The organism is Spirillospora sp. NPDC052242 (assembly GCF_040679555.1).
Classification (GTDB): Bacteria; Actinomycetota; Actinomycetes; order Streptosporangiales; family Streptosporangiaceae; genus Spirillospora.
In genome coordinates this window covers 108771-122857 of sequence record NZ_JBFAUZ010000009.1, presented here as the reverse complement: position 1 = coordinate 122857, position 14087 = coordinate 108771, and the positions used below count along the sequence as shown (strand labels likewise).

General features: G+C 72.8%; 17 protein-coding genes. 2 read left to right on the top strand and 15 right to left on the bottom strand.

Annotated features, from left to right (window positions below):
• Positions 1 to 3: 3 nt before the first annotated feature.
• The 7 genes from AB0L25_RS10020 to AB0L25_RS09990 all read right to left on the bottom strand — a co-directional run bounded on the left by AB0L25_RS10020 (position 4) and on the right by AB0L25_RS09990 (position 6762).
• Entirely contained in the window at positions 4 to 447 is a 444-nt protein-coding gene (locus AB0L25_RS10020; RefSeq protein WP_500170458.1) for a nuclear transport factor 2 family protein, read from the bottom strand.
• Positions 448 to 485: 38 nt separating this feature from the next.
• Entirely contained in the window at positions 486 to 1352 is an 867-nt protein-coding gene (locus AB0L25_RS10015; RefSeq protein ID WP_500170457.1) for a TIGR03619 family F420-dependent LLM class oxidoreductase, read from the bottom strand.
• 67 nt (positions 1353 to 1419) lie between these two features.
• Complete coding sequence (locus AB0L25_RS10010) at positions 1420 to 2625, bottom strand: tetratricopeptide repeat protein (RefSeq protein WP_500170455.1); 1206 nt, start codon at positions 2623 to 2625, stop codon at positions 1420 to 1422.
• Complete coding sequence (locus AB0L25_RS10005; RefSeq protein ID WP_500170453.1) at positions 2622 to 3845, bottom strand: tetratricopeptide repeat protein; 1224 nt, start codon at positions 3843 to 3845, stop codon at positions 2622 to 2624. The genes AB0L25_RS10010 and AB0L25_RS10005 overlap by 4 nt, the downstream gene beginning before the upstream one ends.
• Entirely contained in the window at positions 3842 to 5170 is a 1329-nt protein-coding gene (locus AB0L25_RS10000; RefSeq protein WP_500170452.1) for an ATP-binding protein, read from the bottom strand. The genes AB0L25_RS10005 and AB0L25_RS10000 overlap by 4 nt, the downstream gene beginning before the upstream one ends.
• A gap of 86 nt (positions 5171 to 5256) precedes the next feature.
• Positions 5257 to 5532, bottom strand: a complete 276-nt coding sequence (locus AB0L25_RS09995) for a hypothetical protein (protein WP_500170450.1) — start codon at positions 5530 to 5532, stop codon at positions 5257 to 5259.
• Between the two features lie 87 nt (positions 5533 to 5619).
• Positions 5620 to 6762, bottom strand: coding sequence for an acyl-CoA dehydrogenase family protein (locus AB0L25_RS09990; RefSeq protein ID WP_500170449.1), 1143 nt, complete (start codon positions 6760 to 6762; stop codon positions 5620 to 5622).
• Positions 6763 to 6838: 76 nt separating this feature from the next.
• Between AB0L25_RS09990 and AB0L25_RS09985 the strand changes: the two genes are divergently transcribed.
• Positions 6839 to 7540, top strand: coding sequence for a MerR family transcriptional regulator (locus tag AB0L25_RS09985; protein ID WP_500170447.1), 702 nt, complete (start codon positions 6839 to 6841; stop codon positions 7538 to 7540).
• Here AB0L25_RS09985 and AB0L25_RS09980 read toward each other — a convergent pair whose 3' ends face one another.
• The 7 genes from AB0L25_RS09980 to fdxA form a co-directional block, all read right to left on the bottom strand.
• Positions 7541 to 9079, bottom strand: coding sequence for a polyamine aminopropyltransferase (locus tag AB0L25_RS09980; RefSeq protein ID WP_500170599.1), 1539 nt, complete (start codon positions 9077 to 9079; stop codon positions 7541 to 7543).
• A 125-nt stretch (positions 9080 to 9204) separates the two neighbouring features.
• Positions 9205 to 9630 carry a DUF350 domain-containing protein gene (locus AB0L25_RS09975; RefSeq protein WP_500170445.1) on the bottom strand — a complete coding sequence of 142 codons (426 nt, stop codon included), beginning with the start codon at positions 9628 to 9630 and terminating at the stop codon, positions 9205 to 9207.
• A gap of 17 nt (positions 9631 to 9647) precedes the next feature.
• Entirely contained in the window at positions 9648 to 10091 is a 444-nt protein-coding gene (locus tag AB0L25_RS09970; RefSeq protein ID WP_500170444.1) for a DUF4247 domain-containing protein, read from the bottom strand.
• Positions 10088 to 10588 carry a DUF2617 family protein gene (locus AB0L25_RS09965; RefSeq protein WP_500170442.1) on the bottom strand — a complete coding sequence of 167 codons (501 nt, stop codon included), beginning with the start codon at positions 10586 to 10588 and terminating at the stop codon, positions 10088 to 10090. Before AB0L25_RS09965 ends, AB0L25_RS09970 begins: the two co-directional genes overlap by 4 nt.
• A gap of 2 nt (positions 10589 to 10590) precedes the next feature.
• A complete protein-coding gene (locus AB0L25_RS09960; RefSeq protein ID WP_500170440.1) occupies positions 10591 to 11208 on the bottom strand; it encodes a DUF4178 domain-containing protein in 618 nt (205 codons plus the stop codon).
• A 163-nt stretch (positions 11209 to 11371) separates the two neighbouring features.
• Positions 11372 to 12457, bottom strand: a complete 1086-nt coding sequence (gene dapC, locus AB0L25_RS09955; protein WP_500170438.1) for a succinyldiaminopimelate transaminase — start codon at positions 12455 to 12457, stop codon at positions 11372 to 11374.
• A 76-nt stretch (positions 12458 to 12533) separates the two neighbouring features.
• Positions 12534 to 12860, bottom strand: coding sequence for a ferredoxin (gene fdxA / locus AB0L25_RS09950; protein WP_026401360.1), 327 nt, complete (start codon positions 12858 to 12860; stop codon positions 12534 to 12536).
• Positions 12861 to 12972: 112 nt separating this feature from the next.
• Between fdxA and AB0L25_RS09945 the strand changes: the two genes are divergently transcribed.
• Entirely contained in the window at positions 12973 to 13230 is a 258-nt protein-coding gene (locus tag AB0L25_RS09945; protein ID WP_500170437.1) for a putative acetyltransferase, read from the top strand.
• A gap of 9 nt (positions 13231 to 13239) precedes the next feature.
• Here the strand turns inward: AB0L25_RS09945 and AB0L25_RS09940 are convergent, their stop codons facing one another.
• Positions 13240 to 14085 carry a polysaccharide deacetylase family protein gene (locus tag AB0L25_RS09940; RefSeq protein ID WP_500170435.1) on the bottom strand — a complete coding sequence of 282 codons (846 nt, stop codon included), beginning with the start codon at positions 14083 to 14085 and terminating at the stop codon, positions 13240 to 13242.
• Between the last annotated feature and the right edge of the window lie 2 nt (positions 14086 to 14087).

Here is a 14087-nt window from a genome sequence, read left to right as displayed (position 1 = left end):
GCCTCAGGGGGACGGCTTCTGGCGGGTCTTCAGGGCTCGGTCGGGTTCCCAGTGGGCTCGCATGGACGTGACGAGGCCCGTGTCGTCGACCCGGTAGATCAGGACGCAGTCGATCGTCAGTTCGGCGCCGTCGCCCATCGTCGTGGTGATCGTGGTGACGTTGGCGCAGCTGTCGCCGTTGGCGAACGAGTCGTGGATGTGGAACCGGAACTCGGCGACCGTGGCGATGAAGTTGTCCCAGAAGGCGCCGATTCCCTCGTGGCCTCGGTGGCCCTCGCCGGACGGGTCCATGAAGGACGGGCCGACGGGGTCTTCGAGAAGGACGTCGGGGGCGAACAGCTTCAGCCACGCGTCCTTGTCCTCGGCGAGTACGGCGGCCATGGACGCGCGGGAGGCGCGGCGGGCGGGGTGGTCGGCGTCGGGGGCGTCCCAGGTAACGGCTTCCATGAGCGAACCGTAACCTGTTCTCGTTTCGTCGTCGATGGTCAGTTCGCCTTGGCGATGACGGTCTCGGCGAAGCGTTCGAGGTGCTCGATCTTCTTCGCGAGGGGTTCGGTGTCGGGGCCCTTCTGGTAGGGGTTGCGGAAGCCGACGATCACGTCGGTGACGCCCTTGTCCTCGAGGCGCTTCACGCCGTCGGGAGTGTAGGCGTCCATCGAGATCACGTGGATCTCGAAGGGGTCGTTCGCCTTGCCTTCCGCTTCCCGGATCGCGTTCAGCTTGGTCAGGAGGGCGTCGAGGTCGTCGCCGCCGCCCGCGTGCATCCAGCCGTCGCCGCGGACGACCGCGCGGCGCAGGGCGGGCTCGCTGTGCCCGCCGACGAGGATCGGGACGGGACGGGCCGGGTTGAGCTTGATCGCGGGGATGTCGTAGAACTCGCCGCGGTACTCGAAGTACTCGCCCGTCGCGAGGCCGCGGAGGATGTCGATGGCCTCGTCCATCCGCTTACCGCGGCGCTCCCACGGGACGCCCATGGCCGTGAAGTCCTCGGGCCACGGGCTCAGGCCGACGCCGAGCCCGAGGCGGTCGCCGATCAGCCCGACGATCGACATCGCCTGCTTCGCCACCAGGACGGGCGGACGCACCGGGAGCTTGAGGACGAACGGGGTGAAGCGGATGCGCTCGGTCACCGCGCCCATCGCCGCGATCAGGATGAACGTCTCGATGAACGCTTTGTCCTCCAGGAACTCCCGGTCGCCCGTCTCGGTGTACGGGTAGGAGGTGTCGGACTCCTTCGGGTAGATGAGCGAGTCGGCGACGGAGAAGCTCGTGTACCCGGCGGCCTCGGCGGCGCGCGCGAGCGGCAGGTAGTGGGACGGGTCGGTCATGGCCTCGGCGTAGGTGAACCTCATGCGATCCGTCCCCGGGTCGACGACAACTGGTCGCCAAATACTAGAACGTGTTGCAGTCCGGGGCCAGTCACCACGGGCGGCGGGCGACGAGCAGTGCGAGCCAGGTGGAGCCGAGCGCCGTGTAGAGGGCGAGGACCGCGACGACGGTCGCCCAGTCGGCGCCCGTGCAGGCGAACGGGGCCGCGAGCGCGACGGCCGCGGCGAGGACGATCGTCAGGGCGGCGAAGCCGATGCGGCGCCGCCCGTCCAGCCGGGCCGTCTCCTGGACGGGCGTGACGAGGGCGAGCACGGCGACGGCGGGCGGCACGGCCGACGGCTCCCCCAGGACGGCGGCCGCGGTCCCGAGCACGGCGCCGAGGAGGACGAGGCCGAGGGAGATCGACGCGGCGCGCAGTTCGGCGGCGGGCAGGAGCGGGCGCACCCGGGGGTCGCGGCCGAGCCGCAGCGAGACCCCGGCCTGGAGCGTCCAGTTCAGCCAGGTCAGGAGGGTGATCAGCACGTTGAGCAGGAGGCACGGGGAGACGACCGAGGCGGCGAGGCACAGCAGGACCGTGCGGCGGGGCGCGTCGCGGAGGCGCGACAGCCCGCGATGCAGGACCGAGACGCGGGCTCGGCGGCGTTCGGCCTCGACGATCTGCGCGGGGCCCTCGGCCCACTCGGGATCCGTCCGCAGCGACTCGCGGAACGCCTCGGCGGCCGCGCGGTGCCGTCCGGTGTGCAGCGCGACGGTCCCGTGCCAGCGGTGGACGGACGGGTCGTCGGGCGCGAGCCGCAGCGCCCGTTCGGCCTGCTCCCAGGCACCGGCCTTGTCGCGGAGCGCGAGGAGGGACAGCGCGAGGACGGCGGCCGTCTCGGCGTCGTCGGGGGCGAGGCGTGCGGCGTGCTCGGCGGCGGAGCGGGCGTGCCCCGCCTCGTCGAGGGCGTAGTGGGTCCACGCGAGCATGCGGTACACGGACGGTTCGGCGGGGGCGCGCTCGCGGGCCTGCCAGAACGCGGCGAGGGCCTCGCGGTCCCGGTTCGCCCGGTACAGGACGACGCCCGCCGTCCAGTGGCCGATCCACGCGTCGGGGCGCAGCGCGACGTACGCGTTCACCGCGTCGAGCGCGCCGCCGGTGTCGCCCTGCCGGGACAGCGCGCGGGCGAGCTGCAGGTGGGCGCGGGCGTTCTCGGGGTCCGCGGCCAGCGCGGCGCGGGCCTCCCGTTCGGCGTCGGCGGGACGCCGCAGGTCGAGCAGCATCTCCGCCCGGTCGCTGTGGACGCGCGCGCGGTTCATGCCCGCGCGCGGGTGTGGCGGCGGTGCAGGAGGACGGAGAGCCAGGTGGAGCCCATGCCGACGTAGAAGGTGCCGAGCGCCGCCGGCATCGTCCAGCCCGGATGCAGGGTGTAGGCGACGGGGATCAGGACGGCGAGCCAGCCGATGAGGACGAGCGGGAGGAGCATGAACAGCGCGTCGCGCGTCCCGTCGAGGGACGCCGGTTCCATCACCGGCGTGACGAGGGAGAGCACGGCGAGGCCCAGCAGGGCGGTGCGCCCGTCGTGCAGGACGGCGCCGAGCAGCACCATCGCCGCGCCGGCGCCGAGGGCAGCTCCGGCGATCTTGTAGAGGGCGGCCGGTTCCACCAGGTCGCGGCGGCGCGGGTCGCGGTGCAGCCACAGGGCGGTGAGGGCGAGGTTCACCCAGTTCACCCACATGAGCAGGGTGCAGATCGCCATGAACACGAACCAAAACGGGACGATGCACAGCCCGAGCCACCAGACGATCTGCGCGCGGGGCTTCGACCGCAGTTCCCACAGGCGGCGGTGCAGGCCGAAGAGCGGGTTGCGGCTCATCTCCGCCTGCATGACCGCCTGCCGGCCGCCCGTCCAGGCGGGGTCGATCCGCAGGGACTCGCGGAACGCGTCGGCCGCGTCGCGGGGCCGTCCCGTCTTCAGCAGCACCACGGCGTGCGCGCGGTGCATCGCCGCGTTCTCGGGGTCGAGCTCCAGCGCGCGCTCTGCATGCTCCCTCGCCCGCTGGGTCTCGCCGTACTCGGCAAGGGTCATGCCCAGGACGGCGAGGGCTTCGGGATCGTCCGGGGACAGGGTGAGGGCGTGTTCGGCGGCCGTCCGCGCCGGATACCACTCCTCCAGGTCGTAGTGGGTCCATGCGAGCCGTATGTAGACGAACGGCTCGTCCGTGTTGTGCGCCAACGCGTGCTGATAGGCGACGACCGCTTCCTGCCATCGCCCCGCCGAGTACAGGATCGAGCCCGCCTCCGTGTGGCCGACCCAGTCGTCCGGCCGGGCCGCGACGTAGGTGTTCACCGCGTCGAGCGCGCCGTCGACGTCGCCCTGCCGGGACAGCGCGCGCGCCAGGTACAGGTGCGCCCGGACGTTGCCGGCGTCCTCCGCCAGCGCCGAACGGGCCTCGCGCTCGGCGTCGGCGGGACGTTGCAGGTCCAGCAGCGTCCGCGCCCGTTCGAGCGCGACGTCCGCGCGCGTCCCGTCCGTCACCGGCCCTTCCCGCCGACCCACGGGAGCAGGTCGTCCCAGGTGCCGCTCTCGTTGGCGTGCATGACGTAGTTGCGGGCCGTGGCCCGCCACTCGGCGACGGCCGTCGGGCGGGCGGCGCGGGCCGCCGCCAGCAGGTCGGCGGTGGACAGCGGCAGCGGACGCCCGGCGCGCAGCGCCTCCTGCAGCTTCGTCTCGACGGCCCGGTCGACGACGCCCTTGAGGTCGGCGCCCGCGAACCCGTCGGTGGCCTCGGCGACCTTCCGGAAGTCCATCTCGGTGAGCGGCACCTTCCGGCACAGCAGGGACAGGACGGCCGCGCGCGCCGCGGCGTCCGGCGGCGGCACGAACACGAGCCGGTCGAACCGTCCGGGACGGCGGAACGCGGCGTCCAGGTACCAGGGGGCGTTCGTGGCGGCGAGCACGAGCACCCCCTCGTTCGCGCCGGCCTCGACGCCGTCCAGTTCGGCGAGGAACTGGTTGATCACCTGGCGGCCGGCGGCCTGCTTCATGTCCGAGCGCCGCGCGGCGAGGGCGTCCACCTCGTCGAAGAACAGGACGCACGGGGCGTTGCGGCGGGCCGTCTCGAACGTCGAGTGCAGGTTGCGCTCGCTCGACCCGATGTACATGTCGAGGATGTCGGACAGGCCGACGCTGACGAACCCGGCGCCGAGCTCCCCGGCGGCCGCCCGCGCGAGGTGCGTCTTGCCGCACCCGGGCGGCCCGTACAGCAGCACGCCGCCGCCCGCGGTCTTGCCGTAGGCGGCGAACAGGTCGGGCTGCTGCACCGGGAGGAGCAGCTTCATCCGGAGGGTCTGCTTGACCTCCTCCATCCCGGCCACGTCGTCGAACGTGACGCCCGACCCGTCCCCGGACGGCGTCCGCCCCTCCGGGACCGGAGCGGCCGCCTCCTCGGCCAGGAGGGGCGGCGCCGCGGAATGCCCGAGCGCCGCCTCCAGCTCGGGGTCGGCCAGCGAGGCGTCCCGGGCGACGGCCTCCCAGTAGCGGGGCCGCGCCGCCGGGACGTCCCCCTCCCCCACGAGCGCCTTCGCGAGGATGATCCCGGCCCGCGCCGGGCCGTCCGCCACCCGGTCGAGCGCCGCGATCGCCGCGCCGTGCTTGCCCTGCCGCAGGAACGCCTCCGCGAGCCCCGTCGTGAGCTCCGCGTCCCCGGGCGCGAGCGCGAGCGCCTCGCGGAACTCGCCCTCGGCGTCCATGAGCAGGCCCGCCGCCAGCAGTTGCTCCGCCAGATGCCGCCGCAGCGGCAGGTTGTCCGGCGACACCTCGACCGCCTGGCGCAGGGCGTCCAGTGCTCCCCGATCCGTCACAGACCCGGCCCTTTCCGGAGGAAACAATCCTCGCGCGATCATCCCACGCACCCCGGACCCGCACCGCTACGTCGACGCGCAGGGCGTTACGGGGTGGTCGTGGTGGCGGGCGGGAAGCGGTCGGCGGCCCAGAGGCGCAGTTCGGCGGCGGTGTGCGCGGCCAGGACGGCGAGGAAGCCGGGGCACCGCCAGCCGTCGAGGTCCGCGAGGTCGGGGTTGTCGAAGGGCTCTTCGCCCGCTTCGACGGCCGCGTCCTGCAGGCGGTAGGCCACCGGGAAGCGCGCCGCGAACGCGGCGAGGAGCAGCGCGGGCGTGTCCGGGTGGCGCGGGTCGGTGCGCAGCCGTCCGGCGAGCCACGCCATGACCTCGTCGATCTCCCAGGCGGGGTGGCCGTGGACGGCGGGCGGGCGCCCCCGGCCGGTGCGGCCGGGGGCGCTTCGCGGGGTCGGTCAGACGCCGAGGGAGCGGCCGATGATCTCCTTCATGATCTCGGTGGTGCCGCCGAAGATGGTCTGGATCCGGACGTCCTGGTACGCCTTGGCGATCGGGTACTCGGTCATGTAGCCGTAGCCGCCGTGGAGCTGGACGCAGCGGTCGACGACGCGCTTGAGCAGTTCGGTGTTCCAGTACTTGAGCATCGCCGCTTCTTCGGCGCTGAGCTCGCCCTTGCTCTCCTTGACGATGCACTCGTCGGTGAAGGAGCGGGTGACGGTCAGTTCCGTCTTCATCTCGGCGAGCGTGAAGCGGTTGTGCTGGAACTTGCCGATCGGACGGCCGAACGCCTCGCGCGTCTTGCAGTACTCGAGGGTCTGCTCGAACGCGGACTCCGCGGCGGCCTGCGCGGTGGCGCCGATGGAGAGGCGCTCGCGGGCGAGGTTCTGCATGAGGTAGATGAAGCCCATGCCCTCCTCGCCGAGAAGGTTCTTCGCGGGGACGCGGACGTTGTCGAAGAACAGTTCGGCGGTGTCCTGGGCGTGCATGCCGACCTTGTCCAGGTTGCGGCCGCGCTCGAAGCCGGCCATGCCGCGCTCGACGGCGAGGAGGCTGACGCCGCGGGCGCCGGCGGACGGGTCGGTCTTGGCGACGACGATGACCAGGTCGGCGAGGATGCCGTTGGAGATGAAGGTCTTCGAGCCGTTGAGGACGTACTCGTCGCCGTCCTTGATCGCGGTGGTCTTGATGCCCTGCAGGTCGGAGCCGGCGGCGGGCTCGGTCATCGCGATGCCGGTGATGATCTCGCCGGAGCAGTAGCCGGGGAACCAGCGGGCCTTCTGCTCGTCGTTGCACAGCTGGCGCAGGTACCCGCCGTTGATGTCGTTGTGGACGGAGAAGCCCGGGCCGTGCACGCCGGCCTTCGCGAACTCCTCGTTCATGATCACGTAGTAGCGGTAGTCGGGGTTCCCGCCGCCGCCGAACTCCTCGGGCATGTCGATGCCGAGCAGGCCCTGCCGTCCGGCGGCCAGCCACACGTCGCGGGAGACGACGCCGTCCTTCTCCCACTGCTCGTGGTGGGGCGCGATCTCCTTCTCGATGAAGGAGCGGACCATGTCGCGGAACGCCTCGTGCTCCTCGGTGAAGATCTCCCGTGCCATCCGGCGGTCTCCCTCGATAAGTGTCTACTGATACAGGGTTAATGTAACACTGGTGATGTCACATGGAGGGGGCGGGATGGAGCTGACCGTTGACCAGCTCGCCGCGCGGGCCGGGGTCAGCGTGCGGACGGTCCGGTTCTACGCGGGGCGCGGGCTCCTGCCGCCGCCGAGACTGCGCGGACGGACGGGCCTGTACGGCGAGGAGCACCTCGCCCGGGTGGAGCTCGTCCGGGAGCTGCAGAGCCTCGGGCTGACGCTCGCGGCGATCGAGCGGCACCTGGAGAAGATCCCGCTGGACGCGCCGGTGGAGGACCTCGCGCTGCAGCGGGCGCTGCTCTCGCCGTGGGCGCCGGAGGAGGCCGAGACGCTCGACCGGCACGAGCTGGACCGCCGGGTGGGACGGCACCTCGACGAGGACGCGCTGAAGCGGCTGGAGGCGCTCGGCGTGCTGGAGCCGGTCTCGGCGGACGAGGTGCGCGTCGTCAGCCCCGCCCTGCTGGGCATCGGGGCCGAACTGGCCGCGCTGGCGCTGCCGCTGGAGACGCTCGTCGCCGCCCACGCGGCCGTCGACCGGCACACGGCCGCGCTGGCGGCCGAGCTGCAGGCGGTGTTCCAGGACAGCGTGGTCCGCCCCTACCGGGAGGGCGGACGGGCGCCGCAGGACCGCGCGCGGCTGATGGAGATGGCGGGACGGCTCAAGCCGCTGCTGATCCAGTCGCTGGTGACGTCGTTCCAGCGCGCGGTGGACGACGCGATCCGGCGGTCGACCGAGCGCTGATCAGGACAGCTTCCACTCGTCGTCCTCGTAGTCGACGAGGCGGGGATGGACGAGCGTGTTCACCTCGACGTCGCGGGGCCCGCGGTCCCTCGGGAAGACCTTCGCGGCCCGCAGGACCGGCTCGTCCAGGAAGCGGAGCCCCCGGGCGTCCGGCGGGAGTTCGAGGGCCGGGGGTCCGCCGGTGGGCTCGGCCAGGACGAACCCCCAGTCGCCGAAGCTCGGGACGTCCACGTGGTACGGGGTGGTCGCGAACCCGGCCGCGGCGATCGACGCGCGGATGCACCAGTACGAGTTCGGGGCGAAGTAGGGCGATCCCGACTGGACGACCATGCGGCCGCCGGGGGCCAGCGCGCGCTTCACCATCCCGTAGAACTCGACCGAGTACAGCTTCGCCGTCGCGACGTCGTCGGGGTCGGGCATGTCGACGATGATCGAGTCGAACTCGCCGCGGAGCTCGCGGAGCCAGGTGAAGGCGTCGGCGGTGACGGTCCGGACGCGCGGGTCCTCGAACGCGCCGCCGTTCAGCTTCTCGATCGGGTCGTAGGTGCGGGCGAGCCGGATCATCGCGGGGTCGAGCTCGACGAGCGTCACCTCCCGGACGTCCGGGTAGCGCAGCACCTCGCGGAGCGCGAGGCCGTCGCCGCCGCCGAGGATCAGCACCCGGCCCCGCTTCCCGGCGAGCGCCGGGTGGACGAGCGACTCGTGGTAGCGGTACTCGTCCACCGAGGAGAACTGCAGGTCGCCGTTCAGGAAGAGCCGCAGGTCGGCGTTGCCCGACACGGCGACCTTCCGCGTGATGACGATCTCCTGGTACGGCGTGCGCTCCGCGACGGCGATCGGGTCGTTGTAGAGGGCCTGCCGGGCGGTGATCTCGAACCGGTCCGCGAGCGCGTACGTCCCGCCGAGGACGGCGAGGACGGTCGCCATGCCGGCCCACAGGGCGGCGCGCGTCCAGCGGCGGAGCCGGTCGCGGAACAGCCAGAGGACGACCGCGACGCCCGCGACCGCGTTGACGGCGCCGACCAGCAGGGCGCCCTTGATGTGCCCGAACGTCGGGAGGAGGAGGAACGGAAACGCGAGCCCGCCGAGGAGCGCGCCCACGTAGTCGGCGGCGAACAGGTCGGCGACGGCGCTGCCGGCGTCCTGCCGCCGGATCCGCTGCATGAGCGTCATCAGCAGCGGGATCTCCGCGCCGATCAGCGCGCCGACGGCGAACGCGACCACGACCAGCACCGGCTCGTACACATGGACCCACGCGAACGCCGCGTACAGCCCCATGACGGACAGCCCGCCGACGAGCGCGAGGACGCCCTCGATGACGGCGAACGCCACGACCGGACGGCTCTGCAGCGGCTTGGCCAGCAGCGACCCGATGCCCATCGCGAACACCATGACCGACAGGACGATCGACGCCTGCGTCACCGAGTTGCCGACCAGGTAGCTGCCGAGCGCGACGAGCGCGAGTTCGTAGACGAGCCCGCACGCGGCGCACGTGAACACGGCCGCGAGGACGAGCGTCCGGGCGACGCGCGCGGGCACGCGGGGCCGCCCGCCCCGCTCGTCCGGGCGCTCGTCCGGGCGCTCGTCCGCGGGTTCGGAAACGGGACGGGCCGCCTCGTCCGCGTCGGCGGCGGACGGGGCGGCCTCGTCGAGGTCGCGGGACGTCAGGAGACCGCCCCGCACACGATCGCGGCGACGGCCAGGTCGGCGGCGGCGACGACCCACCCGGCCGGGTGGACCTGCTCGCCGCCCACGAGGATCGCGCCGAGTTTCCCGGGGGTCAGCACGTCGATCGCGTAGAACGCGACGATCATGATGATGATGCCGAGGACGCCGTACACGGCGGTGCCGAGCAGCCCGTCGCTCAGGTCGTTCTCGCTGGTGACGATCGCGGTGGTGACGATCGCGCCGACGCCGAGGAGCTTGACGGCGAGCAGCAGCGCCGCGCCCCGGTTGCCCTCGGTCCAGATCTGGTGGCCGAGCCGCCCCGGGGTCGTCACCTCGACGACCAGGTAGCCGAGCACCATCAGGGCCAGGCCGAGCGCTCCGTAGGCGAGGGTGGCGCCGCCGTCGTGCAGGATGTCGTTCATCGGTAGCTCCTAGCTCCTCACTTGCCCGACCCGGGCCCGCCGCCGCGGAACGACGCGGATCCCCTGTTGTTCCAGCCGTTGCTGCCGGGGGTGCTCCAGTGCCCGCCGACATGGGAGTGGTAGCGGCTGTAGCCGCCCCGCGCGGAGTCGACGGTGATGCGGCTGCCGGCCCCGTACGGGAGGACGGCCACGACGTGCTTCGGGTAGCGCAGGAAGATGCCGCCCCGGTTGCCGAGCGTCGCCATGTCGTTGACCCGGTCGATCGGCTTGAGCTCCTTGCGGATCTCGCGGGCGACGTCCGCCGGCTTCTTCGGCGCCCGGTACTCGTTGACCGCGACCCGCTTGTACTTCCCGGCGATCCACTTGTCGGGGGACTTGTCCCGGCTGAGGACCGCGACGAGCACGATCACCGCGACGATGGAGACCGACACGGCGCCGATCGTCCAGTACTTCCTGTTCATGGTCTCACCAGCCGGCTCCGCGTCATCACGATCTCCCGGGTCTGCGGATAGGCGTGCCACGTCCGCCAGCCCATTCCGGTCTCCTCTGCCGTCTCCTCCAGTGCGAGGGCGGTGACGGCGTGCCGCGAGCCGGGGAAGGCCCCGGCCAGGGCGTCGCCGCGGTCCGCCAGCCGCGCGCACACCGCCTCGACGGCCCGGCCGAACGCGGCGTCGTCGTCGTGGCGGGCGGTCGTCGCGGTGAATTCGTACGCCCATCCGGGCAGCGTCGTGCTCGTGCGCCCGGGCAGCGGCTCGGCGGGGCCGTCCAGGCAGGCGACGGTCTCGCTCAGCGGACCGGCGATGACCTGGTGGGACGCGCCGAGGAGGCGGAGCTCGACGGTCAGGCCGCCGCGCTCGACGGGCAGGACGGCGAGGGCGTCGAGCGGGGGCAGGCCGAGCGCGAACGACAGGCCGTCGGCGCGCGCGTCCAGGTAGGGGGTGTCGAGGGTCGTGAGCACGGTCAGCTTCCGCCGGGGTAGATGGTGAGCGCTCCGTTGGGGACGCGCTCGCCGAGCCCCGCCTCCCACCGGCCGCCGCCGTACTGCTCGAACGACAGGTAGCGGCCCTTGGGGGCGGTGTAGTCGGCGTACTCGACGCGGCCCTTCACGCCGAGGCCGGTGGTGCCCTCGCTGTCGTAGTCGGCGGTGCCGTGCTCCTCGCGGCGGTACTCCACGCCGTCGATCGTGATCGTCTTCTGGCTGGGCGACATGTCGCCCATCTCGGTTTCGGTCCACCAGACGACCTCGAGGTCGGGGTCCTCCTCGACCGACACCCACACCTTCACGCCCTCGAGCTGGTCGGCGTCCAGCAGGTGCTCGGCCCAGGTGTAGCCGCCCTCGCGCATGCGCAGCGAGCCGCGCACGAAGTAGCGGACGCCCAGGTACTCGATCATGTCCCCGGCCTTGATCGTCCGGGGGTCGCCGCCGGCCTGGTCCTCCGCGGCCAGCGGGTCGCGCGGGGCCGCGGCCTGCGGCTTCGCCGCCGACGCGGCGGAGCGGCGGCGCAGCAGGACGATGATCAGCACCACCAGGGCGACCAGGATCAGCGCCAGCAGGATCACTATCGCGGTTTCGCCCACGGCTCCTCCGTCCCTCACGACGACCACGGCACCCGTACGGGGACCTGCGGAAGCCTACCGATTGTGGCACCGCAGGCCCATACCGCAATCAGACGCGACAAAATAACAATCGGTTTCGTCCGTTAACGGATGATGTGCAGGGGGACGCGGGGGTCTGGACGGCTCAGAGCCGCTCGACGGCCGCGGCGACGCGCTCGTCCGTCGCGGTGAACGCGACCCGGACGTGCCGGGCGCCGCCCGTCCCGTAGAAGTCGCCGGGGCCGACGCTGATCCCGAGGGACGCCAGGTGCGCGACGGTGTCCCAGCACGGTTCGTCCCGCGTCGCCCACAGGTACAGGGACGCCTCGGAGTGGTCGATGCGGAACCCGTGGCCCTCGAACGCCTCCCGCAGCGCGGCGCGGCGCCGCGCGTACCGGGCGCGCTGCTCCTCGACGTGCGCGTCGTCGTCGAACGCGACCGTCATCGCGGCCTGCACCGGCGCCGGGACGATCATCCCGGCGTGCTTGCGGACCTCCAGCAGCCGCTTCACCAGGGCGAGGTCGCCGGTGACGAACCCGGCGCGGTACCCGGCGAGGTTCGAGCGCTTCGACAGCGAGTTGACGGCCAGCAGCCCCTCGTGGGAGCCGTCGCACACGTCCGGGTGCAGGATCGACACCGGCGGGTTGGCGTCGTCCCAGCCGAACTCCAGGTAGCACTCGTCGCTGACGACGATCGCGCCCCGGCCGCGCGCCCACGCGACGACCTTCCGCAGGTGCTCGGCGGGCAGCACCTTCCCGGTCGGGTTCGACGGCGAGTTCACCCACACGATCTTCGGCCGCACCGGGCCGAGGGACAGCAGGCCGTCCGTCGCGACGCGCTCCGCGCCGCACAGCCGCGCGCCCACGTCGTACGTCGGGTACGCCAGCTCGGGGAACACGACGGTGTCGCCGGGGCCGAGGCCGAGCAGCGTCGGCAGCCACGCGACGAGCTCCTTGGTGCCGATCACCGGCAGGACGGCGTCGGGGTCCGCGTCGACCACCCCGGCGCGGCGCCGCAGCCACCCCGCGACGGACTCGCGCAGCGCGGGCGTCCCGTACGTCTGCGGGTAGCCGGGCGCGTCGGCGGCGGCGGCCAGCGCCGCCCGGATCGGCTCGGGGGTGGGGTCCACGGGCGTCCCGACCGAAAGGTCGACGATGCCGCCGGGATGCGCGGCGGCCCGCTCCTTGTACGGCGCGAGCCGATCCCACGGGAAGTCCGGCAGCGTGAACACCTGCACACCCTCTCTCACACGGACGTGCGGCGCCCCGTCCCCGGCCGGGCGGTGCGCCGCACGCTCACGAACGTCGTCAGTCTTCCTGGCTCTGCGGCGGCAGCGCGGCGACGATCGGGTGGTCCTTGTCGATCTTGCCGACCTTGGAGGCGCCGCCGGGGGAGCCGAGGTCGTCGAAGAACTCCACGTTGACCTTGTAGAAGTCCTTCCACTGCTCGGGAACGTCGTCCTCGTAGTAAATGGCCTCGACCGGGCAGACCGGCTCGCACGCACCGCAGTCGACGCACTCGTCCGGGTGGATGTAGAGCTGGCGCTTCCCCTCGTAGATGCAGTCGACCGGGCACTCCTCGATGCATGCCTTGTCGAGCAGGTCCACGCAGGGCTGCGCGATGACGTAGGTCACGTCAGTGACTCCTCTCGGATCTCCGGCCCCGCCGCACGTCACGGCTCACCGCAAGCTGCCTGTGAATAGTATGGCCACGACCGCGCAGCCGATTCGACACGGGGGTCCCCACATGCCCGGCCGCTTCGCCGCGCGCCTGGTGGTCTCCATCAGCGACACGGACGTGGGTCAGCGGATCTCGCTGCGCCGTCGTCTGCCAACGGGAGAGTACAGCGACGTGGTCGGCGTACTCGAATCCTGGTCCGGCGGGACGCTCGCGGTGCGCCGCCGGACCGGCGAACTCGTCGAGGTCCCCGAGGACGCGATGGTCGCGGCCAAGGTCGTCCCGCCGCAGCCCCCGCCGCGCCGCCGTCCCCGCGCCGCGGACTGACGCCCCGGCTCACCCGCCGGGCGACGCCGGGGGCCCGGCGGGCGAACCCGGCGGCGGCGGGTTCGCGCCGACGGGCGTCGCGTCGGGTTCGCGCCCGGTGTAGACCCGCCCGGCCTTCAGGCGCTCGTCGCCGAACAGCTCCGACACGGTCACGAGCGTGAAGCCCCGCTTCTGCAGGCCGTCCACGATCTCCGGCATGGCCCGGACGGTCGACGCGTGCACGTCGTGGTAGAGCACGATGTCGCCGCGGCCCGAGTCGCGCAGGCCGACCTTCACCTTCTTGGCGACGTCGGCGCGCCGCCAGTCCTGCGGGTCCACGCTCCACAGGACGACCGGCATCCCGACGGCCTCGATCACCGTCTCGTCGATCGCCCGGTACGGGGGCCGCATCACCGTGGGCGTCACCCCGGCGGCGTCCCGCACGGCGCGCTGCGTGCGCCGGATCTGCGCGCGGACCTCGTCCGGCGGCAGCGTCGTCAGGTTCGGGTGGTTCCACGTGTGGTTGCCGATCTCGTGGCCCTCCGCGACCATCCGCCGGACGACGGCCGGATGCTCGGGCACGTGGAGGCCCTGGACGAAGAACGTGGCGCGGGCGCCCGCGCGGCGCAGCGTGTCGAGCAGCGCCGCCGTGTGCGGCCCGGGCCCGTCGTCGAAGGTCAGCGCGACGCACTTCGCCCGCCCGCAGTCGATCCGCCGGGGCGGCGCCGGGCTCGGCGACCGCGCGGCCGTCCCGGTCGGCGTGTCGCGCAGCGCCGCGTTCCGTCCGGCGTGCCGCGGGTCCGGCCGCTCGGTGCCCCCGCATCCGGGGAGCAGGAACAGCAGGCCGACGGCAAGGGCGACATTCCGCTTCTGCACCA

Bases quoted from the DNA above. Each gene is read 5' to 3' on its own strand.
- AB0L25_RS10020 (WP_500170458.1), bottom strand. From the start codon at position 447: ATGGAAGCCGTTACCTGGGACGCCCCCGACGCCGACCACCCCGCCCGC.
- AB0L25_RS09990 (WP_500170449.1), bottom strand. From the start codon at position 6,762: ATGGCACGGGAGATCTTCACCGAGGAGCACGAGGCGTTCCGCGACATG.
- AB0L25_RS10015 (WP_500170457.1), bottom strand. From the start codon at position 1,352: ATGAGGTTCACCTACGCCGAGGCCATGACCGACCCGTCCCACTACCTG.
- AB0L25_RS09995 (WP_500170450.1), bottom strand. From the start codon at position 5,532: ATGGCGTGGCTCGCCGGACGGCTGCGCACCGACCCGCGCCACCCGGAC.
- AB0L25_RS09975 (WP_500170445.1), bottom strand. From the start codon at position 9,630: ATGAACGACATCCTGCACGACGGCGGCGCCACCCTCGCCTACGGAGCG.
- AB0L25_RS09985 (WP_500170447.1), top strand. From the start codon at position 6,839: ATGGAGCTGACCGTTGACCAGCTCGCCGCGCGGGCCGGGGTCAGCGTG.
- AB0L25_RS09945 (WP_500170437.1), top strand. From the start codon at position 12,973: ATGCCCGGCCGCTTCGCCGCGCGCCTGGTGGTCTCCATCAGCGACACG.
- AB0L25_RS09970 (WP_500170444.1), bottom strand. From the start codon at position 10,091: ATGAACAGGAAGTACTGGACGATCGGCGCCGTGTCGGTCTCCATCGTC.
- AB0L25_RS10010 (WP_500170455.1), bottom strand. From the start codon at position 2,625: ATGAACCGCGCGCGCGTCCACAGCGACCGGGCGGAGATGCTGCTCGAC.